Annotated in this window: 18 protein-coding genes; 8 read left to right on the forward strand and 10 right to left on the reverse strand. The window is 42.3% G+C overall.

Features of this window, described 5'->3' with window-relative positions:
• Positions 1 to 205: 205 nt before the first annotated feature.
• From DRB05_RS18935 to DRB05_RS18945, 3 genes are all read right to left on the reverse strand, one after another.
• Complete coding sequence (locus DRB05_RS18935) at positions 206 to 1,510, reverse strand: NAD(P)/FAD-dependent oxidoreductase (RefSeq protein ID WP_128728405.1); 1,305 nt, start codon at positions 1,508 to 1,510, stop codon at positions 206 to 208.
• Between the two features lie 214 nt (positions 1,511 to 1,724).
• Positions 1,725 to 2,990, reverse strand: coding sequence for an amidohydrolase family protein (locus DRB05_RS18940; protein ID WP_128728303.1), 1,266 nt, complete (start codon positions 2,988 to 2,990; stop codon positions 1,725 to 1,727).
• A 90-nt stretch (positions 2,991 to 3,080) separates the two neighbouring features.
• Positions 3,081 to 4,826 carry an MFS transporter gene (locus DRB05_RS18945; RefSeq protein WP_128728304.1) on the reverse strand — a complete coding sequence of 582 codons (1,746 nt, stop codon included), beginning with the start codon at positions 4,824 to 4,826 and terminating at the stop codon, positions 3,081 to 3,083.
• Positions 4,827 to 4,900: 74 nt separating this feature from the next.
• On the opposite strand from DRB05_RS18945, the gene DRB05_RS18950 reads away from it, so the two are divergent.
• The gene (locus tag DRB05_RS18950) at positions 4,901 to 7,315 is read left to right on the forward strand and encodes a hypothetical protein (protein ID WP_128728305.1); all 2,415 of its coding nucleotides are present in this window, start codon (positions 4,901 to 4,903) and stop codon (positions 7,313 to 7,315) included.
• Between the two features lie 307 nt (positions 7,316 to 7,622).
• On the opposite strand, the gene DRB05_RS18955 is transcribed toward DRB05_RS18950, so the two are convergent.
• The 4 genes from DRB05_RS18955 to DRB05_RS18970 all read right to left on the reverse strand — a co-directional run bounded on the left by DRB05_RS18955 (position 7,623) and on the right by DRB05_RS18970 (position 13,016).
• Positions 7,623 to 8,060 carry a hypothetical protein gene (locus DRB05_RS18955; RefSeq protein WP_128728306.1) on the reverse strand — a complete coding sequence of 146 codons (438 nt, stop codon included), beginning with the start codon at positions 8,058 to 8,060 and terminating at the stop codon, positions 7,623 to 7,625.
• A gap of 513 nt (positions 8,061 to 8,573) precedes the next feature.
• Complete coding sequence (locus tag DRB05_RS18960) at positions 8,574 to 11,240, reverse strand: TonB-dependent receptor (protein ID WP_128728307.1); 2,667 nt, start codon at positions 11,238 to 11,240, stop codon at positions 8,574 to 8,576.
• Between the two features lie 314 nt (positions 11,241 to 11,554).
• Complete coding sequence (locus DRB05_RS18965) at positions 11,555 to 12,205, reverse strand: DUF2987 domain-containing protein (RefSeq protein WP_128728308.1); 651 nt, start codon at positions 12,203 to 12,205, stop codon at positions 11,555 to 11,557.
• On the reverse strand, positions 12,195 to 13,016 hold the full coding sequence (locus DRB05_RS18970) for a glucosaminidase domain-containing protein (protein WP_128728309.1): 822 nt from the start codon (positions 13,014 to 13,016) through the stop codon (positions 12,195 to 12,197). Before DRB05_RS18970 ends, DRB05_RS18965 begins: the two co-directional genes overlap by 11 nt.
• Before the next feature lie 255 nt (positions 13,017 to 13,271).
• Between DRB05_RS18970 and DRB05_RS18975 the strand changes: the two genes are divergently transcribed.
• Positions 13,272 to 14,567: an anti-phage deoxyguanosine triphosphatase gene (locus tag DRB05_RS18975; protein WP_128728310.1), complete on the forward strand. Its 1,296-nt coding sequence runs from the start codon at positions 13,272 to 13,274 to the stop codon at positions 14,565 to 14,567.
• Between the two features lie 228 nt (positions 14,568 to 14,795).
• On the opposite strand, the gene DRB05_RS18980 is transcribed toward DRB05_RS18975, so the two are convergent.
• The gene (locus tag DRB05_RS18980; RefSeq protein WP_128728311.1) at positions 14,796 to 16,031 is read right to left on the reverse strand and encodes a DEAD/DEAH box helicase; all 1,236 of its coding nucleotides are present in this window, start codon (positions 16,029 to 16,031) and stop codon (positions 14,796 to 14,798) included.
• Positions 16,032 to 16,317: 286 nt separating this feature from the next.
• Between DRB05_RS18980 and DRB05_RS18985 the strand changes: the two genes are divergently transcribed.
• Both DRB05_RS18985 and DRB05_RS18990 read left to right on the forward strand, forming a co-directional pair.
• A complete protein-coding gene (locus DRB05_RS18985) occupies positions 16,318 to 17,127 on the forward strand; it encodes a hypothetical protein (RefSeq protein WP_128728312.1) in 810 nt (269 codons plus the stop codon).
• 128 nt (positions 17,128 to 17,255) lie between these two features.
• Positions 17,256 to 17,540, forward strand: a complete 285-nt coding sequence (locus DRB05_RS18990; RefSeq protein WP_128728313.1) for a hypothetical protein — start codon at positions 17,256 to 17,258, stop codon at positions 17,538 to 17,540.
• A 39-nt stretch (positions 17,541 to 17,579) separates the two neighbouring features.
• Here DRB05_RS18990 and DRB05_RS18995 read toward each other — a convergent pair whose 3' ends face one another.
• Positions 17,580 to 18,014 (reverse strand): exonuclease III, encoded by a 435-nt coding sequence (locus DRB05_RS18995; RefSeq protein WP_128728314.1) that lies wholly within the window; start codon positions 18,012 to 18,014, stop codon positions 17,580 to 17,582.
• Between the two features lie 265 nt (positions 18,015 to 18,279).
• Here DRB05_RS18995 and xthA point away from each other — a divergent pair, with 265 nt between their 5' ends.
• From xthA to rlmA, 3 genes are all read left to right on the forward strand, one after another.
• Entirely contained in the window at positions 18,280 to 19,089 is an 810-nt protein-coding gene (xthA, locus tag DRB05_RS19000) for an exodeoxyribonuclease III (protein ID WP_128728315.1), read from the forward strand.
• Positions 19,090 to 19,168: 79 nt separating this feature from the next.
• Complete coding sequence (locus DRB05_RS19005; protein WP_128728316.1) at positions 19,169 to 19,792, forward strand: energy-coupling factor ABC transporter permease; 624 nt, start codon at positions 19,169 to 19,171, stop codon at positions 19,790 to 19,792.
• Positions 19,789 to 20,589, forward strand: a complete 801-nt coding sequence (gene rlmA / locus DRB05_RS19010) for a 23S rRNA (guanine(745)-N(1))-methyltransferase (RefSeq protein ID WP_128728317.1) — start codon at positions 19,789 to 19,791, stop codon at positions 20,587 to 20,589. Before DRB05_RS19005 ends, rlmA begins: the two co-directional genes overlap by 4 nt.
• A gap of 67 nt (positions 20,590 to 20,656) precedes the next feature.
• Here rlmA and yfbV read toward each other — a convergent pair whose 3' ends face one another.
• Complete coding sequence (gene yfbV, locus DRB05_RS19015) at positions 20,657 to 21,103, reverse strand: terminus macrodomain insulation protein YfbV (RefSeq protein ID WP_039497434.1); 447 nt, start codon at positions 21,101 to 21,103, stop codon at positions 20,657 to 20,659.
• A gap of 152 nt (positions 21,104 to 21,255) precedes the next feature.
• On the opposite strand from yfbV, the gene DRB05_RS19020 reads away from it, so the two are divergent.
• Complete coding sequence (locus tag DRB05_RS19020; protein WP_128728318.1) at positions 21,256 to 22,455, forward strand: acetate kinase; 1,200 nt, start codon at positions 21,256 to 21,258, stop codon at positions 22,453 to 22,455.
• Position 22,456: the final 1 nt, after the last annotated feature.

Genomic DNA, 22,456 nt, shown 5'->3' on the forward strand with positions numbered 1-22,456 from the left:
ACCCATTTCGTTAATCAAAAGTAACAAAGTGATTAATTACTCTTCCAAATCAAATTTCTGCCGTTTATTGAAATATAGAGCCGGCCATACTGGACTTCACCTTAGAAGTTTATTGTAGCGTTTGTATTGCTGAGCAAGATTATTATGGCACGCTTACATTTGAAACCGACCTTCGTCGGCTTTTAAGTAACATATCAAACTGGGTTTAGTGCAGTTTCATTTTTGGCCGTACCACTCTAAGCACCTTTTCGCTTATCCATAGTGCAAAAGTTTTTGCGATACCATGGATTGCGCGCTGATGCATTCTATACAACGAGATGTACATGAATCGCGCTATCTTACCTTCAATAAAAAAGCTATTGCTGGTTAGATTTCCCATTAAACTCCCAACGGTGCTATAGCGAGATAAATTCACTAAAGAGCCGTGGTCACTGTAGGTAAACTCTTGTAAAGGTTGATTTTTTAGTGTTGCAATTAGATTTTTCTCTACACATTGCGCCATTTGATGGGCCGACTGAGCACGCGGCGGCACTTGAGTACCATCCGCTTGGGTAAATGCGCAGCAATCACCGATGACATAAATATGCTCATCTACACTGCTTTGTAAGTATTGATTTACCTTAATTTGATTATTGCGAGTAAGCTCGAACAGCCCAATCTCTTTAATAAAGTCAGGTGCTTTTACCCCCGCAGCCCACACTTTGATGTCTGCCTTTAGCTGCTCATCTTCTTTAGTAATAAAACTGTCTTCAGTTGCCTGCTTTACTTGGGTACCTTCTCGCACCGTGACACCGAGCTTCACAAGCTCCTGTTTAGCTGAATTGGCAATACGCTCAGGGAGTGCTGGTAATATTCGAGGACCTGCTTCTATTAAATCGATACGAAGGCGTTTGGCAGTCATTTTATTCAGCCCGTACATTTTCAACATGTCAGACACATGATACAGCTCAGCAGAAAGCTCAACGCCTGTAGCACCACCACCAACAATGCCAATAGTTAACGAATGCTTCTGATCATCGTCTTGATGTAAGCGTGTAAAGTTATCGAGAAGTGCATGCTGAAATCGCTCAGCTTGCTGATTTGAATCGAGAAAGAAGCAGTGCTCCTTGACCCCTGGAGTATTAAAATCATTGCTAATACTACCAATAGCAAGCACTAAATAGTCATAGTTGACTTGTCGCTCTGGGAGAATACGATGACCGAGTTCGTCTCTTAGCTCGCTCAGCGTGATGGTGTTATTGATTGAGTCTACGTGGCTAAAACTGCCGAGTTGAAACTGATAATAATGCTTTGCCGCATGAGCAGAATAAACCACACCATCTAAGTCAGCGTCAATAGATCCTGTCGCGACCTCATGGAGCAGCGGTTTCCAAATATGGCTACGATTTTTATCAATTAATAAGATTTCTGCTTGGCGCTTTTTCCCGAGTTTATGTCCTAGCTGTGTAGCCAACTCTAAACCACCAGCACCACCACCGACTATCACGATTTTAGGAAGTTGCGTATTCATCATGTTGCCCTTAAAAGTATAATACTTAAGTACTCTAGGGTCTTAGAAAAGCACTTAGGTATTTCAAATCCATCATGAAATACCTTGTCTGGCAACGCTTGCTATTGTGCGCCTTTTTTGCTCGTTTGTCAGCGGATAATGCCAAAATTAATCGCCAGTTCCTCAAAGGTCAGGACGTAGTTGTTAAAAAAAGCATTAGCTGCTGAGCATTTGGTTATTGCTTCTCTACTTTGCCGTCTTTCATCACAAAAGTGACATTTTCCATCACGCCAATGTCTTTGAGCGGATTGCCTTTAACCGCAATAATATCAGCAAGTTTCCCCGTCTCAAGCGAGCCTAATAGTGTGTTTTGCTTGAGTAACGTCGCTGCGTTAATAGTAGCGGCCTGCAGAGCCTGTAGCTCAGTCATACCAAATTTCACCATGCGGCTAAACTGCTTACCATTGTCACCGTGAGGATAAACGCCAGCGTCGGAGCCAAACACCATATTCACGCCTGCTTTTACCGCTTTTGTAAAACTAGCACGCTGAGTTGCACCGACCTTACGTTCTTTATCCAAGCTCTCAGGCAAAATACCTGCTTTTTCGCCCTCGCCAAGGATATATTCCGTATTGTAGATATCCATAGAGAAATACGTACCTTTGTCTTTGGCCAGCTGAATGGCTTCATCATCAACAAAACTGACATGCTCAACCGAGTTCACACCTGCTTTAATTGCGGACTTGATACCATCCGTGCCGTGTGCGTGGGCTGCAACTGTTAAGCCACGTAGATGCGCTTCGGTTACTATCGCCGTCATTTCCTCTTGAGAATATTGCTGAGCCCCCACTTTAGTGCCTTTAGATAGTACGCCACCCGTTGCACAGAACTTGATTAAGTTAGCGCCATATTTAATATTTTCACGTACCTTTTGCCTTACCGCCCAGGGACCATCAGCTACCCCTTCTGAAAAGACTTTATGCTCATGGGTTAGGAGGTTGTTGTCACAATGGCCGCCAGTGATCCCAAGTGAAGGGCCTGCTGCATTTACACGTGGGCCTGATACATCACCATCAATAATGGCATCTCGCAGCGCAATGTCAGCATAGCCAGCAGCACCGAGGTTACGAACAGACGTAAAGCCCGCATCTAGCGTGCGCTTGGCGTTTCTAACGCCAGTAATTGCCGCTCGAGGTGCGGTACGTTGCAACCTTTTGTAGCCATGAACATGAGCATCTGAAGTTAAGTGGACATGCATATCAAATAGACCGGGTAATAATGTGTGACCGCTTAGGTCTATCACCTCTGCGCCTTTTGGATAGGCTTTACGATTTGATTTTCCGACTGAAATAATTTTATTGTCTTCAACGACCACAGTGGCAGGTGAGATAAGCTTGCCTGACACCACATCAATTGCAGAGTCGGCATTTAAAACATACGTTTGTGCATGCACACTACTTGAAACAAAGAGGGCCGCGCTCATCCATATTTTTTTATTCATGTTACTTCCTCATTTTTTGCTTGAGTGTAGAGAGAATATGGCTTGCAAACAAACCGATCGCGACCAATAACTGTTCCCATTTCAATAGTGCTATGTTTTTCTGTCTATTATCACTTTGTTGAACCAGAATAATGCAATGGCAGTTATAAGCGCGATAGCGGCAAATAGCCCCCACATTAACTCAGGTGCCGCCATTTCTTGTACTAACACTTTATAGCTCCAACCAGATAAAAATCCAGCAAATAAGAAGCCCAGCGCCATAGAAACAAAGTAGTATCCCATATACAACGCAGCTTGAGATTGAGGCGCGATACTCGCGACATACTCTTGGCTTTTAGGAGAGGCAAGCATTTCACCAAGCGCGATAAGCAATATGACAGTGACAATGAGCTGACCGCTTAACCAGTCGCTATCGCTAAGTAATGCGGTAAACGCAACCGCCATCACCAGTAAGCCTGTGACTAACACATAAAATGGTCTAAATCGCTGACAGAGAAAGCTCACCAAAATTTGTGCGACCACGATCGCTGCAAAGTCTAAGTTGATGAGATACTCAGGATTGATTTGACGATATTGTACGAGTTGCTTAGCAAGGGCTTGCGCTTGGTGCTGTGAAAGAGCCTGTCCATTATCATGAAGCGCATTTAGCGTTTGTAGTATCAACTGTATTTGCTCATGGGGGACATTCACTTTGAGGTGAACCCATTCCAGCCTAATGGTTTCAATGGATACCGTGCCACTTTCCTTAAGCTCATTGAACAGCGTAAAAATAGCAGCAGTTAACTTATCAATATCAACATGCGCTAAAAACGCGACGCCAGAATCGCCAAACCACGCCAATATATCTCGGGTATCTGCATAATCACGGATATACACAGGTAAAGTATAAAACAGCTGATTATACACAGTCCAAAAGCCTGCAAGGATCAGCAAATATAACGCAAACGGCAGGTTACTCACCTTCATCGGTTGTTGCCACCATGCTTTAGTCGGCGCTCGATTTATGAGTACTCTGTCCCACACCCAGTTAACTACTAACCAGATTGCAATCCAAGTAAACGCCTGACTGTAGTCAGAAAACCCAACGCCTGCCGACATCAATAGCGCCAGTGCGACAAACAGCGCAAGTGCTAAACGTGTATTACCCAGCACCGACTGTGCCGTTTTTAATACTTGAGTAGGAGATTGCTTGGTTTTAGGTAATGTTTGCGGGTCTTTGTAAAATAACATCAAGGGGATAAAGTTTATGGCAATCCAAATCGCCGACATCATAAATACCGCATCCCAGCTAATAGCGCGCATATACCCCGCAACCAAAGGACCTAAAAACCCACCAATATTCACCATGGTATAAAAGATCCCAAATCCAAGGCCACGATTACCATCGTTTGTACTGTGGCTGACGGTGCCAACAACCACAGGTTTAAAGCAAGCAGCACCCAGGGCAACAAAGCTCAGCGCAGCAAAAAACGGCCAAAAGCTCTGTGCCTGTCCCAGTAAATAATAACTTGGTGTCATCACCAAAAATGCAAAAAAGAACATCTTTTTATACCCGACGCGATCTCCCAGCGCACCAGTTACAACAGGCAAAAGATATAAAAAGAAGGGAATAATCCCCTGCACGGCGCCACGCTCTATATCAGTAAAGCCAATACCACCTTGTGATTTTGGGGTTGTCATATAAATTGATGACACAGCGAAAAAGCCATACCAAGCGAGCCGTTCGAATATTTCCATGATATTCGCGATGTAAAAAGTTCGACCAAACCCAGAAGACGACTTTGACCGATTTGCTCCATTGAGATCTGGCTCACACCACTGCTGCTGATTTTGCATAATGACAATACCTGTTATCTTTGTTATTTTATATTGCATACAATATACACAAATAATAACGAGAGAAAAGTATCATGTCTTTATTTTATCTATTCCATACCTTTTATTGGCGAATACCCTCTATCCAAAAGCCCCGGCTAGTATTTGCTCCTCTAATTGCAATACTTGCTTTACTCAGCGGATGTAAAACTACACGAAGCGATATTGCCGCTATTCCAAGCCCCGCTGATATGCGCTCTGAAATAAGCGTTAATGGTCGAGTCAGCACGTTGAGACACATTGATATCCAACATGTTGGTAAACAAATTCCGCTGACTTATAGCGATGGAAAAATAGCTAACTCGCGGGGGTATGACTGGTGGGTGAGTAAACATTTTGCGCTAAAAAGTGACTTTCCTGAGGACAAAGTAAAACTCTATTTAGAATTACTAGAAATGTCTTACCCTCACTATGTTGAATTGTTTGGTATGGCGCCTGCAGCGATTGATAAAAAGAGAATTGCTGTCGTTTATGGCAGTTCACGCCAACGTACAAAAGAAGCCATGCTGGACGACGGTTTTTTGCGAGGCGTACATAAAACGGCTGGTGGCGAAACCATGTTTTATAACCGCGCAGGGTACAACTTTCCGAGTCATCGTCAGCATCACCAGCGCTACATCGTGATCCATGAAACCATGCATGCGTTTCATATGGCTCTGAACGGTCACTCAACTTGGGCACCCAATTGGATCACTGAGGGGATGGCAGATGCCATTGCAAGCCACGTATATGATCCAAATAAAAAGCAGCTAACTGTGATGGTTTTCGACCGCGCTCCAATGAATTATCTGCACTTAGGTTTACAGCAATATCACCAAAATGGACAGCCATCTTTCGAAGCAATCAATGATGATCCATCACTCAAACGCGGGCTCAACTTTTTTATCGTACATTTTTTATTGAGCGATCCTGAACGATATCAATATTTTAAACGCTTTATCGGCAAATTAATGGACGCAAATCCTCACTCTGAAAACACCTTGCCAACTGCCAATGCACTCTTAAAACAGACCTTCCCCGATTGGCCTCAGCTTGAACAGCAGTTTGCAGCGTTTGTGCGCTCTGCCACGCCAAGTTTTTATATTGTCGATGGGCCTTGGGAGCAAAACGGTGCCGCATATTGGCTCAGAAATACCGAAAGCAAAACACTTAATCGTCTCGATATTCATCCAAACTTTTCCTCTACACATGTCGTGATGGATTTTCCCGCCCCCGATAAAACACCTCTAATCAACTCACTTGATGGGCATAGTGTTGCAGTACTAATCGACTTCGAACCAGAGCAGATAAAACGTGGGGAAATTGGCTTTGCGTTAATCGCTGATTTAACAATCGAGAGCTTAGATGCGCGTCTCGGACGCGTTAAACCAAAAGAAATTGATTTCAATAAAGACACTCTACTGCAATTTACCCTTCAAGACGGAGTAAAGTTAACAGTCTCAAGCAATCAAGCATTGTTTCCTGCAAAGTCTATCGCACTGCTGCCGCAATTACGCAACGATATTAAGCTATATCATCAAGTTGCGCTCACGCTTTCAAAGCGGGACGATACACTGATTATTAAAATGAAAACACAACACCATGAGCAATTGGCTAGGCTACCGTTGATCCAAATTGGTGTTTCAGACCTTAGCTTGCAAAAAATAAGTCTTCTTGGCCGAAATAACAATCATAGAATAACGCCGTACTTTGCTGCGCATGACTACTTGATCACGAATGAACAAACCACTAATCCTTGGCACTTTAACGATGCACCTTTACTTCGCAGAGCTTTTAACACTTGTGTGGAATATAGCGCTCAGTTAAGTGATTGTATGACCCCACTTCGCGAAATCTTTAACAAACAGAAATCTAGGACAGTCACGGAAACTGAGCATAAAACCCTCAACCACTTGCTGCAGCAATGGCAATCAACACTTGGCGACGATGCGCTCTTTACGCTAAGTGGTATCAACATCCAGGACTATTTTTCTGATGGAACGCACGACCTTTACGTCAATAACCCCAGTACCCATGATGTTGCGCTAACTTACGGTAACCACAAAAAAATTCTAGCTTCAGGTGAACACCGTATTTTATTGCCAAAACATACCTTTCAAAACTTAGTGATTCGTTGGAACGGACTAACACAACATAAATCTCTTCTAACGCCAGAGAAGTCTTTTGATGGCGTAAAAATGGAAGTCACTATTCATGACAATATAACCATCACGCTAACCGGCCCCTATTCAGGTGCATCGAGTGGCACATTACGCGTCGGTTTTACCCCATTCCACTCATTCAAAAATGATGAGCCTCTTTGGCAACTGCCCGTCACCTTTGCACCTTATGAAAGTAAAACTTTTAACCTAGATAAGCTACGGGGGCTAAAGGATGGGTTACTTGAGATCACGGGTGAGTTTGACGTTGATGGTGAACCGATTAAGTTGATAAAAACAATCAATTTATAAAGCCTGTACTCACTATAGGACCTTTGCTGTTTGATTGTCGTTCTCCTGAGTGTGTTTTGGTCACGACGCTCGACTTTCCGCCAAGTAATCTAAGCAAAAGTTGAGCAACAATGAACAAAGCACACTTAGGTGAACCATACCGCAACAGAGCTGTATATAGGCAGAAATCGAATCAAATAAGACCCAACACTCGACTTTAATTCGGTGTTTCCTTTTAAATTTTCATCTCCCCAATCGGCCTATTATGCACCGCTGTAACGCGTATTTCGAATTTTTTGGGACTTATCTATCTCATTGGTAAACTAATTTAAGCCATGACATCAAGGCCTAAAGCATGTTCTGTCTGCAGATAATCTTTACCATGAAGCTCTTTTACAATCGCTAATCTATTTTCAAGGAAGTTTGCCTGATTAACATCGCCGATACTCTTACTATACTTTATAGATTGCTCGATTTGCCCGATGTAGTCAGTTCGGACATCCCCCATTTTTCCTTGTTGTCCATCCAAGTATAATCGCCCATTGGGTAGAACCATAGGAATAGGAAGATCTGCAACGCCTGCACGGACTAGCATATTGTATTCATTTGGAGATATATTGTGCATATCAATCCGTTTTTCTATTTGCGACTCAACCGATGAAGAAGAACTGCTAAAGGCTGAATCCGTTTCTAGACCGGATTGTGCTAACTTGTTGCTATTATTACCTGATGTGGCAAATATTTGCCCTACTCCTTGGATCTCCATAATGAACCCCTGTGTTTTATTGGTAGCCTAACTTTAAAAAGCAATTAGCAAGCCACTTTTTACACCTCTTTTAACCCCCTACCATAAGTAAAGAAATAGTCGATTTATACCAGTTGTATTAAGTAAATGATCTATCTTGAAGCGGGGAAATAGCTTTAGTAGCACCGCTCTCGCGTCCTGCTACCGCTAAGGTACCTATATCCATATAGGCAAGGCAAAAGTTTTGCTATTTAGTTGTTCTAAATGAGAAATTTTTAACGAAACTAATATGCTATTTCACCCTTCAAATTGATTAGAGAACTAATTCAATTGGTATTAATGTGATTGGGCTTATTACAAATAAAGTTTACATTGCACTGTTTCTTAAAGGAAAATGCAGTAACTCGGATATTACGAACAACACATAAACTGGAAATAGAAATTAGATCATAAAGGTCAACTGACCATAGTCAAAGATTTAACTTTTTTGGGGAAGCTTCCCTCCAAGCCTCTGGAGGGAAGAGTTAATGTAGCTTAAAACTGGTAAGCAAATTTCACATAAGCTTGACGACCAAGGATACTGTGTGTCTTATTATCAATACCCATTGACTCTGAAGGCGCTAGCGGCGCTTCTTCATTGAACAAGTTCGATGCACCTAGTGTTACTGTCAGCTTCTCTACACCAATATAACTGACACTTGTATCAACCGTAGTCCAAGAATCGATTTCATACTTGTTGCCATCACTGTCAGCTAGATCTTTGTAAGAATCAACATAGTTTACGCTGATATTTGCAAGCCAATCGTTTTTAGCCCAGTCCATGCCTGCGGTCCAACGGAACTGTGGATGCTGGTATTCTCCATTGAGATCTTCTGCGACATTGAATGTGTTACCTTGATCATCACTTTCAAATGACTGCTCTTCAAAGTTAAGTGCGTAAGTTATGTTGTAATTGAACTTAAACTCGCCCATTTCACGAGTAGTTAATGCGTAGGCTAAGTTAACATCGAAACCGTCTGTTTCACGACCACCAATATTAACAAAAGTGTCGTTAATAGTCAGAATACGACCAAGTGTGCTACCTTGATTAGGCGCACGCACCACCAAATTAGGATCAGTACCACAACAATCAACTAACTTCTGTGCACCTATCTTCTTAATAAGATCTTCTTGATCATAGTTCCAGTAATCCACACCGATGCTAAAGTCATCGGTTGCCTGCCACACAATACCTAAGTTGTAGTTTTCTGATTCTTCCGGTTGAAGATTCTTGTTACCAGATACAATCGCGGTGTATTCATACGGACTACAATCATCATCGGCACCTGTTTGACGACAACGTTCGCGGTCTATCACACTTGGTGATTCGTCAGTTCTACCTAGATGTAACTGCACAAGAGAAGGTGCTCTAAATGCAGTTCCCCAAGAGCCTCGAACTACAACACTGTCAATTGGTGTCCAGCGAAATGCCACTTTCGGATCGGTTGTTGTTCCAAAGTCACTGTAGTCTTCATAACGAAGCGCTAGTTGTAGCTCTAAATTATCCAGTACTGGCACACTAAACTCAGCGAATAGCGCAGTATTGTCTCTATCACCATTAGCTTGTGTTGCTTCAGTACCAAAGATTTCGCCTCTGATGTATTGGCTATCAGGATTATCTTCGATTTTTTCGTAGCGATGTTCGAAACCAAACGCTGCTGCAACGTAGCCTGCACCCAATTCAAATAGTTCACCTGAAATAGTACCGTCTAATGATTGCATGGTTGATGCACCATAGCGTGTAGTCGTGGTTTCAAAAAACGCCAGACCGGCTTCTGTATTGGTGCTTGGTTCAAATGGATTCCAAAGGCCCTCATCAATCGCTTGTTGCGCTCTTAGTTTGTTCGGAAAGCCATCAAAGCCTTTTTCGACTGCACTTGAACGAATAGCAGAATACGCAACTTCCCACGACCACGCATTCCATTCACCACGCGCACCGAGAACAGCACGATAGTATTCGGAATCAACATCTTTTTTACGGTTACCGATATCAACCGTACGACGACGCATGGAAATATCTACACCATGTAAGAAATGGTCTGGGTCGTTAAACAATGGGTGATTTGGGTTATCACCATCCATAAATAGTTCTGTAAAACTTGGACTACCTGCACCTTGAATGAAGGTTGAGGAGTGCTGTGCAGAGATTTCTGCAAAACCTTCAATTCCATCGGTGATTTCTTGTACGCCGTTATAGTTAAAGCTAATACGCTCTGTCGATGGGATTGCGGTCATGTGTGGCGCATAATCATAGCGACAGATATCACCAATATCTAAAGCAGGGTCACACGTATCATTTCCCCATACATCAGTAAAGATAGTCTGCCTAACTTGAGTACCATCGTCTTCAACACGAACAACAGGTAATCTCGCCCACTGCTCGTCTGTGAGCATACTTCTCATTACCTCTACGCTTCCTGGCACACCTGCAGAGCTTAATGAGTTATTACCACCACGAAAACGCTGATCAGCAGACGCCGTATAATCTCGATCTGCATACGTTAAGTGACCGCGCTTGAAGTAATCTAATGAGAAATTATGGTGGCCATTTTGTGTTGACGACCCCCAAAGAAGAGTAAAGTTTTGTTCTTCGGCACCACCATCTGCGGTATCAGAGATTTTACCCGCAACTTCAAAACCATCTATATCGTCACGAAGAATGATGTTAATAACACCAGCTACCGCATCAGAACCATAAGTCGCTGAAGCGCCATCTTTTAGAATATCTATACGCTTAACCGATGAAACCGGAATGGTATTTAAGTCAACAAACGAAGTTTCAATATCTTTTGCAAATGGGCTCACTGCAACGCGACGACCATTGATCAGTACAAGAGTTGATGAGGCCCCAAGTCCTCTTAGCGCCACACTTGAACCACCATTTGCGGTGTCATCACTTGAGTTACCTTGCGTACTAAAAGTCCCCGTTCCTGAAACTGGTAGTTTCTGTAGTGCGCCAATAAGGTCCGTTGATCCTGTTGATGCTAGATCAGCAGCCGATAAACTTTGGATTGGTGACGGGCCTTCTAAGTCTGTTCTTTTTATGTGAGAGCCGGTCACTTCAATACGTTCAACTTGCGTTGTTTCTTCAGCCTTAACTTGTTGATTCATGCCAATTAAAATAGCAATTGAAAGCGCACTGAGTGGTAATTTATAGGTCATCCTGTTTCCCCTTAAGTTAATAATTACACTGTAGTTTTTTTAATAATCAAAACATTATTAGCACACCACGTAAACTTTAACAATGCATTTATTTAACAGAAAGTTTCCAATTTAGGGATGTGACGACAGAAAAATGCGACGAATATACCAAACTATTTTCCAGCCTGAATTATTGCCAAAAGAAGGATTAAAGGTCGTAAAGAGGAAATTTGACATATAAAAACGCGAGGATGAAGTAACATCTAATAAATTTAGCCAGCTTGAAGAGCTACGACTAAAGTCTAAAGACGTTACTTCATATTATAATAGACTAATTATAATGCTAGCCAAGGTTGTACTGACTGCACATTAGCAGAGTCAGCAAAATGTGTATTGTCATTAAGCCATGTTTTAGGAACAGTGATTTGACAGACTTGCGATTCACACTGCATAGCGGCATCAGTGACTTTTTGAGTATGGTCAAAGGTTACAATGACCCCTTGTTGCTCTGGTAGCAAAAATGATAGCAAGTTTTTAATAAAGAAACCCGATAGATCAGCCAACAGCTCCTCAAATTCCATTTGCATTTTATAAAGGTCAGATCTGCTTAGAGATGTCGTATTAAATAACTCGGCTTCAATCTGCATTTTTAGCTGACAGTCCGAGTGTCCACTCTTTGTTTCAATCAACACTTTTGCTTTGTCTTTGTCCAATTCTTTGTCAAATGGAAGCAATAGTTGTGCTTCATCGGTATACGATAATGGAAAACTGGCCTCTTCGGTTACAATATTCCCCTTGGTGATTTTGCATGGCTGCATGCTCACTGTATCGACAAGGTAAAAACCCACACGTGCAAATTCAAAATCGCCTTTATTTACTACTTTTAATCTGTCGTAAAAACTATCGTATGCAAAGGTGACCGTGTTAGCAGAGGCTATCGCACTCCAAAGTGCCATTATCAGGACAAATACAATCTTACTCTTCATCAAAATACGCTCGGTTATGTCTAATCATGTCGTTAAGTTCGTTCACGTAGTCTTCACCACGTTCTGAATAACTCAACAGGCCACTTGTTAATACTGTCGCATCAATCGGTGCTTTTTGAGCTCGCAGCTCTGCTCGTACCAAACGCAACTCTCTGTATGCATCATTGGTGTTGATATTTCTAAAGTACGACTTAACCGCAGCCCGTACCGACTGAAATGCTCTAACTTCATGATCTGCGGCGTCTTCTCTACGTCTGGGTACCATACCGCAGCCCTTTGTATAACACCACTGACCAAAGAAGTTTAATCCAATTCGCGCAAATCGTGACGTGCCCCAAGCGGATTCATTAGCAGCTTGCATCAACGCCAGCTCTTTAGGAATAATATCCACTCGGCGTAATGCTCTTTTGAGCGACGATTCATTAATGGCTTCACCTTTTAAATCATACTTTGTGAAAATCAATGCTATCTTTTCTATTTGTTTTCGTGTCAGGGTTTCATCAAATTGCACCATCATCAGCGCAATTTCAAGCGTGGCTCGTTGCTCCAAGATCTGTTTATTTTCGGCTTCTACATGCGGTTTAATAAAGTCGAAAAATGCCGTTTTCTTTTCATTGATATCACGAATGTCTGAAAAATTGGGTAGTTTTACGCTATGAAGTGGCTTTTCAGGCACCTTAGGTAAGACTTCTGTGCCCGTATCCTCTTGGTCTAAAACGGTATCTTGAGGGCCCTTATCTTGGACAAAAGGGAATAAGAGTGCCCAAATAGTCACTAGGGCAACAATGAGTTTAATCAGTTTAGCTTGCATACTTCTCCTCGCAGTGGCGTTGTTCTGGAAACGGAGTCTCTTTCCCTAAGTCTCTAAGAACTTTTCTCAAGCCCACTCAATAACAGTTTTATTCTGTTACTATAGTGTGATAAGGCGTTGATAACTTGCGCCAAAATAACAGTATTCAAAAATAGCGGCTGATAATATCAAAAGCCGCAATTAAACGCGAATTTTCGTTCAGTTATCGTACATAGTTTAGACGAATTTAAGGTATAAAGAAAAAGGAACAGAGGTATGACGTCTAACGCTTGGCAGCAGCGTCTGCTATCGCTGCAAAAAAACCGCCCTAACGACAACCGCTCAGCATGGCAAATTGACCGCTCTAGGATCATACATGCCGCGGCTTTTAGGCGCTTGCAAGCCAAAACCCAAATTATGGCAATCGGCGTTAACGATTTTTATCGGACTCGTCTAACCCACTCTTTGGAAGTATCGCAAATAGGCAGCGGTCTACTGCGCCATTTAAGAAAACAACACCCTGAATTTGAACACTTTCCTTCGACAAGCCTTATTGAAACTTTGTGTCTAGCCCATGATATCGGCCACCCACCCTTTGGCCATGGTGGCGAAATCGCACTTAATTACCTTATGCGTGACCATGGAGGATTCGAAGGTAATGCTCAAACCTTGCGCATTGTAACTAAATTAGAACCCTATACTAAAGGTTATGGCATGAACTTAACGCGCCGCACCCTACTAGGTTTTATTAAATATCCTGCATTAATCGACACACTTTGGTATCACCAACCAACGCAAACACAAAGTCGAAAATACATATTGTCTAGCGATTGGCTGCCTGCTAAAGGTATTTATCAATGCGACCAATCTGTATTTGATTGGATCCTCTCGCCATTTTCTCAAAATGACCAAAGCAAGCTGCAGGAAACCGAAGTAAAAGATACTTTTCGTCGCAAGACTAAGTTTAAATCGTTAGATTGCGCCATTATGGAATATGCCGATGATATCGCCTATGCAGTTCATGATTTAGAAGATGCGATTGCAACCGAGACCCTTAACGAGGCAGCATGGCATGATTTCGCTCTACCTGAATTACAAAAGTTAGACTCACCTTGGTTAAAGCAAAACTTACAACGCGTGAGCGAGAGTTTATTTTCAGAAGATGAATCTAACCGTAAAGATACTATAGGCGAACTCGTCAACCTGTTTATTGTGCACTGTAAACTCACCGTTCAAGACTCAGATTTTGACTCCGCCCTACTTCATTTTACCGTTGAGATGGCACCCGAATTTCAAGAGATCCTGCAAGTATTAAAAGTGTTCGTATATCGAAGATTAATTCGTGAACCTAAAATGCAGCAAATTGAGTTTAGTGGTCAAAACCTGCTTATTGATTTATTTGAAGTTTTTGCCAGTGACCCAATGCGATTATTGCCGTATACAACCCAAACACTATTCCAGCAAGCAACCGATGAAACGCAGCAAATGCGCGTGTTAGCGGACTATCTTGGTGGTATGTCTGATGAGTATGCACGAAAAGCGCATCGACGCTTATTTACCGGGGAATTATAGCCGGCATTCCAAGCCCTGAACTTCAGCAGGGGCTACTTGAAGCGGAGAAATAGTATTATTAACTCCGCTCTCGTATCCTGCTGGCGCCAGACTAACGATATCTAAAAAGGCATGCCAAAATTTGCGTTATGAAGTTGTTAAAAATGAGAAATTTTAAAACCGTTGCCATGGTATTTCAATCAACAAACTAAGCATGTATCAAACGAAATTAGCTTTAGCGCTAAGCCATTACTTCCTTTTACGCTTGGTTCTTGTTCCCAAAATACGCTTTTTGTCTCTTTGCTTCTTAGATTTACCAGAATTACGGCGAGTGTCTTTAGGCTCTTTGGTTAAATCAGGTTCATAGCCTAGCAGCCATTGCGGTGCAAATCGCTCATCTAAGAAAATTTCTATTTCTTCTAGTAGCCACTGTTCATCAATACTCACAAGCGAAATGGCTTGGCCATTTTGTCCAGCACGACCACTACGGCCGATACGGTGCACATAGTCTTCAGCAACATAGGGTAACTCAGCATTGAAGACATAGTTTAGCGAGTCAATGTCAATGCCACGAGCTGCTACATCCGTTGCAACCAAGACGCGAATTTCACCTGATTTGAATTGAGATAGCGCTTTGTCACGCGCACCTTGAGACTTATCACCGTGGATCGCTGCGGTTTTAAGGCCATCCTTATTCAATTCTTTTGCGTAGCTATCAGCACTATTTTTTGTGCGAGTAAACACCAGTACCTGATGCCAATTATTTTTGCCAATCAAGTGGGAGATCAATTCACGTTTGCGATCTTCGTCTACCGAATAGAAAGTTTGCGTAACTGTGCTTGCGGTGCTGTTCTGAGATTCAACTCCTACTCGCTTAGGGTCGTTCAACCAAGGCTTTACTTGGGACAACACAGCATCGTCAACCGTAGCTGAAAATAGCAACGTTTGACGCTTAAGCGGCATAGTTCGCATGATCCGCTTAATTTCCCCCATAAACCCCATATCTAACATGCGATCTGCTTCATCGAAGACCAAGTGTTGAATATTTTTGAGTGTTAATGTGCCTTTGATTAGGTGGTCAAGTAAACGCCCAGGTGTCGCAACCACTATGTCAACGCCCGCTCTTAAGCGCTTTTCTTGCGGACCAATATTTGCACCGCCATATAAGCACACGACATTTAGGCCGGTGCTACCCACTAACTTTTCAGTATGCTCAGCAACCTGCTGCGCCAACTCACGAGTTGGGGTAAGTATCAGCGCCCTAACCCGTTTCTCATCTTGCACGCCACCTATCAGCATGGAATGCAAAATCGGCAGCATGAAGGCAGCAGTCTTACCGGTTCCAGTTTGGGCACTTGCAATTAAATCAAAACCACTGAGCAGAAGTGGAATACTCTTTTCTTGGATTGGTGTTGGTGACGCAAACCCAAGCTCGGTAATTGCGCTTAGTAGTTCAGGGTGAAGTTGTAATTCGCTAAATGTCATTGGAGGTCAGTGCCTATTACCAAAATTGTGCGGATTATAGCAAAGAAATAGACAAGGTTATAAAGCGGTAGCAAGTAATAGTTTAAGTAAGTAAAACAACGCAAGAAGCTCACGGTAATAATTTTATAACTTGGTCAAAACCAAAAAACAACATTATTACCAATAAAACAATTATTTCTTTATAGAACATACACTTGACAAACACTAAAAATGAAACAAAAATGTAAACCAGGTTAAGAGCTTTAATTTAACCTAGTTTTTTAATATTTTTTAAAAAGGATTTACTATGAAGCACCTGTTTTCATCTATTATCTTATCTGTATTATTCTCTGGTTTAACATTCGCTAGCACCGACAATACTATCGTTCAGACTACGGAACACGGTATTAAAGGAGTAATTCAAACTCACAATGATGGTAAGGACCAATCGCCAAACCTGCAAAGTGATTCCTCTCCAATTCAGTTTTCGATAACTAACAAAATGCAGGGTATAGTCTCGGCATCCATTCAATACAAGGGTAATTTTTACTTTTTATCGCTAGATCAAAATAAGAAGCTAGTTAAAATATCAGGGATTGATGCGACTAAGCAGCCACTCGTTAACACTCAAGCACTCCAAACAGATATTAAAGATATGTTACATCATGCAAAACTGAATGGAAGCGCCATCATGAAGAGCCAATCTACTCTAGACCAGCAATCGAAACTGGTGTTGCTGAAGTTCTTCGAGTTTTTATCGACCTACCCGTTAGGTGAGGCAATAGAACAAGAAGTTACTAGGGACTTTAGTGCACAAGGATGGACCGATCTTTGTCCATACATGGGTTACTCAAGAACAGCGGTTTGGGATGTTAACGATTCAAACGTAAAAACACGGAGTTATATTGTTGGCGGTCATGGTTTTTGTGCTGCTCGATGCGGTGCTGGCTGCCCAATGTTTGGCGATGGACAATACACTCAAGATTGCTTAAATCACGATGCCTGTGCTGACGTTGAAGGTGAGCAACTCGGTGTATGTAGCGATGAGTGGTCAGCAGCCTCCGATGACTTTTGGTTTTCACCTGATTGTACAACTTCACCATCCTCACTACGTTAAATATCGTATTATGTGAACGACACTTTTTGTGCAAAAAACGTGCGACTGTCATTGCGTTGCAGAAATTATCAGCTCGCGTTAATCTCATCACGACACAATAAACGTGAATGATAAATAAGGATATGTACATGTCACACAAGCAATTGAAACTTTTAGCGGTGAGCTTAGGGTTTCTCGCCCTTGCGCCTTTATTTGGTTTACTCATTGCTGAACTTAGCGTTGCAGTACTGAATTGTCGGGTTTCAGAAAGTGGTCATTCTGATTGTGTTATCGGCGGTATTGATATTGGAATGCTACTTGCCGTCTTATATACGGGTGGCTGGTTCGGTATTATTACAGTGCCAGTAGGAGGTTTGGCAGCGCTAGTCTGTTACAACAAATATCGTGATGCACAATTGAATAAAAAGCAATAAAAAAGGGGCTAAACGCCCCTTCTCTTCACATCAATTAGGTTAGATTGCTGCGTTTCTGAATTCTTTGACGAATTGCTTAACAGGCATATCGTTACAACGTAAGTTGCGAACCTGTTGGTTATTCAAACGTAGGTGATTTACGCCGTGACGAACTGCGTCTAAGCATAGCTCAGTTGCGGTATCAGTTTTTTCAGCGATTAGCTCAACTTTCTTTTCTTGCTTTTGCGAGCGCTTTGCCGCTTTCGCAAACTCACGGATATCTTCACCGTTACAATGGATGCTTGGTGAAAAGCGTGAAATAAATAGACCTAGTGAAGAAGCTTCTCTACGAGCTGCACTGAAACCTTGTTCTGCTGCAACAGCACATACTTTTGTCGCTGGTGATGCATCAGCTTGAGTGAACTCAACCTGTGAAGCAAAAGCCGTTGTAGAAACCAAAGAAACAAGACCAAAGAAAGAGAGAGATTTAAGCATAATATACCCCAATTGAACGATTCGGCGCGGATTATAATTACAATGAAGAATAAGTAAACAGCTAAATCATGCAATTTTGATTATTTAATGATCTATTCACACTAAGCTAAAATCCTCGTTATCCCCGCGCTAAACTTGTGCAAAATTTAACAACTACCAACATGCGTACCCATTCACTAAAGAAGTTATTTCCCCCAAGCGCTGACCCTCTCGTTTTTAAGTGATAAACTTTGTCAAATAACAGCAAGAATCTAAAGAGAGCGCTATGAAAATTGTTTCGTTTAATATAAACGGCCTTAGAGCTAGACTGCATCAATTACAAGCATTGATTGAAAAACACCAACCTGATGTCATTGGACTGCAAGAAATTAAAGTCCATGACGAAGCTTTTCCTGTCGACGATGTAGAAGCGCTTGGCTACCATGTTTATTTCCATGGCCAAAAGGCGCATTACGGTGTGGCACTACTCTCCAAGAAACCTGCAAAAGCGATACAAAAAGGCTTCGCAACGGATACTGATGAATCACAACGTCGCATGATCAGCGGTACGTTTGAAAGCGATTCAGGGAACGAAGTTACCGTTATGAATGGTTACTTCCCTCAAGGGGATAACATCAGCCATGAAACAAAGTTTCCGTATAAAAGACAATTTTATGCGGACCTCATGACCCATTTAAATAATTTTGCCGATCCTCAATCTAACCTTGTGGTCATGGGCGATATTAATATTTCTCCACTGGATGCAGATATTGGTATTGGTGAGCAAAACCGCAAGCGTTGGTTAAAAACAGGTAAGTGCTCGTTCCAACCTGAAGAGCGCGAATGGTTAAAAACACTGCTAGATTGGGGCTTTAAAGATACATTTAGAGAGTTAACACCTGATGCAACCGAAAAGTACTCATGGTTTGACTATCGCTCTAAAGGGTTTGATGATAATCGTGGTCTACGCATAGATGTGGTTCTAGCAACTGCTCCTTTAACTGCGAAGTGTATTGAAAGTGACATAGATTACGAATTGAGAGGAATTGATAAACCCTCAGATCACGCACCTATTTGGGCAACTTTCGACATCTAATCGCCCGCTTTTCCGCCGAGACTGTGAATTCAGTGCTCGGCATATACTAAAATCACCAACTTAAAAACTGGATAGAAACGTGACGTTTATCGCTGCCCTTGGGTTATTTTTACTCAGTTTTCATCGCAAAGAATATCAGCAATTGTTACAAGTGCCTGCCAGACAAACTGGTGTATTTAGCTGTGCGGTCGTGCTTACATTCCTTTGGCAAATAAAAGCAGGTATCTTACCTGAGTTGAACATTCATATTCTAGGAATAACCGCAGTAACGTTAATTTTGGGTTGGCGGCTAGGCGCGTTGAGTGCGACTTTGGCCTGTCTCGTCCACAGTTACTTTAGCGCTTTTACTTTGATAGAGTTCGGTAATTTTTGGCTATTCACAGCACTGCTCCCTGTTTACTTAAGCTATGGACTTTTTGCCCTTTGCTATCATCATTTACCGCGGCACTTTTTTGTTTATATTTTTGTTTGTGCATTTATTTTCGCAGGTACGGTGGGCTGTTTAAAGATACTCCTAAGCGCATTCTATTATTATGCAGTCGGTGCCTATACTTGGTATCAGTTGGCGGACAATTATCTCCATTTTGCGGTGATAATGTGGTTCCCGGAAGCCATGTTGAATGGTATGGCCATCACCTTACTCATTACATATCGCCCACACTGGGTAAAAACTTTTTTTGATAGGGAATACTTAGACAAATGATCTCCCACTACCGCTGTCCACTGTGTAAACTGCCTTTATATCAGGGCGGTGCCAGCTACAGTTGCAATAATAATCATCAATTTGATATTGCCAAAGAAGGCTATGTCAACTTACTACCCGTGCAAAATAAAAAATCAAAACAACCGGGCGACAATCAGGAAATGGTTGCAGCGCGTCGGGCATTCTTCGAAACCGATCACTATCACTTTCTACGTGATAGACTTGCACAAATAGTCTCTGAAAAATTGCCAGCTACCCTACTGGATTTAGGATGTGGTGAAGGATTTTATACCCGTGAAATCGCAAACCGCTGCGAGAATGCTAAAGTCTACGGGGTCGATATCGCAAAACCTGCTGTCCGCTATGCTGCTAAACGCTATCCTCAAGTAGAGTTTAGCGTAGCCTCTATCAAAGACGCCCCTTTTGAAAATGAATTTGCAGATGTGATTGTGAGTATTTTTGCGCCAGTGTTTGCCGAGGAACTTGCCCGTCTATGCAAACCATCAGGCAGTTTGTATGTCGTCTCACCTGGTGAGCACCATCTATTCGAACTCAAGTCGCTGATTTATGATAATGTAAAGCTACACAAGGCACCTGAAACACCACAAGGGTTTGAATTGGTTGAACGAACTAAATTGCAACAAACACATAGCATGGAATTTGAGTGTGTTGAGCACTTAATCATGATGACGCCGTTTGCATGGAAATTTAAGCAACAACACATGGATAGATTACAAAAGATGGATCATATCGAAGTCACGCTCTCGTTTTTAATAAACGAATATCAGCGCAAGTAATCCAACATCAGATCACCAATTATGAGCAAATCACTGCCTACTTGCTTGGTAGGCAGGAAAACGGATCCTACAGGTTTTCTTGCGTAAACGCTTTGTCCATTTTATCGAACATATCTTTTAGCAATCGCGCTAAATCTCTGTATCTAGGCTTTCTTGAAGACAGGGGCGAATCATAACCATTAGCAACCATCTTTTGATGCAGCTCTGTATACCAAGAATACAAAGCCGGATTCAACGGCGTTTCAGCTCTTTTACCAAGCCATAATAATCCTTGGACAGGAAGCGATAAAAAGAACAAAGCAATCGCAATGGCTTGCGGAAGATATTGAAAACCCAATTGGCTGGTCTGCAAAAACAGAGTAAACACCGCCAGCATAGGCATTGTATTTAAAGCAAGTTCTGTCGCCTTGATCACCCTAAATTCAGGGAACAACGGTGCTAGCTCCTTGCGCATAGGCCACTCTTTCGAGTATTGACGTCCAAGTTGCACTTGCGAAATAAGACTTTTTTGCATCATAACTCCTAGGTGCTAACTTTTATATAAAAAATGAGGTAAAATCGACGTCTTTACTGTCAACTATACCTTAGTCTAAATGCGTAGCTTATATGCGCTATAGCTTTAAGCTTAATACGCAATAACTGTTATTGTCAAAACGGAAAGTCATTATGTCATCTCAGCATGTTTTGGTTCTTAATTGTGGAAGCTCCAGTCTTAAGTTTGCAATCATCGATAATGCAACGGGAGAGGAGATATTATCAGGTCTGGCTGAACGCCTAGCTGAACAGTCGCCACAAATTAAATATAAGTTCCAAGGCAACAAGGAAATCGTGCCCCTAAATAGTGGTGATGCGCACCAAGTTGCGATCACAACACTTGTAAAACTTATCAAAGATCTCGCGTTAGACGCAAATCTTGTCGCTGTAGGCCATCGCGTGGTACACGGCGGTGAGCGCTTCACACACTCAGTCATTATCGATGACTCCGTTATCACAGCTATCCAAGAAACGGCAAGTCTGGCGCCTTTACATAATCCAGCTAACCTACTTGGGATCCGATCAGCTCAAGCCGCATTTGCACATTTACCGCAAATCGCTGTCTTTGATACGGCTTTCCATCAAAGTATGGATCAAACAGCGTACCTTTATGCCCTACCTTATTCACTATACCGTGAACATGGTGTTAGACGTTATGGTTTCCACGGCACCAGCCATGCTTATGTATCGGCGCAGGCCATCGAGATTTTAGGCTTAAAAGATAAGCCATCTCGTATTATCACTGCACACCTGGGCAATGGCTGTTCCGTTACTGCGATTAAAGACGGTAAATCGGTGGACACCAGCATGGGCTTAACTCCATTAGAAGGCCTAGTGATGGGCACCCGAAGTGGTGATATTGATCCGGGCTTGTTCTCGTTTTTAGTTAATCACCTAAACTATTCAACACAGCAAATTGACACTTTGTTGAACAAACAAAGTGGCCTTTTAGGTATTAGTGAGCTTTCTAACGATTGCCGTACGATAGAAGAAGCAGCGCAGGAGAACCATCCTCAAGCAACACTGGCGCTTGATATTTTCTGTTATCGTTTAGCCAAACAAATTGCTAGCTTCTTGGTACCACTAAACGGCTTAGATGCACTTGTATTCACTGGCGGAATTGGTGAAAACTCTGACGTTATCCGTGAAAAAGTAGTGAGCCAACTTAGCTTCCTTGGCATGCACATCAATAAGGAGCATAACCTCAACGCACGCTTTGGTAATCAAGGTGTGATCACTGATGAGTCTCACTCTCCTGTCGCTATGGTCATCCCAACCAATGAAGAGTGGGTGATTGCCAACGATGCAGCCACGCTTGCTAAAGGAGTGTAAT

Source organism: Pseudoalteromonas sp. A757 (assembly GCF_004103285.1).
Taxonomy (GTDB): Bacteria; Pseudomonadota; Gammaproteobacteria; order Enterobacterales; family Alteromonadaceae; genus Pseudoalteromonas; species Pseudoalteromonas galatheae.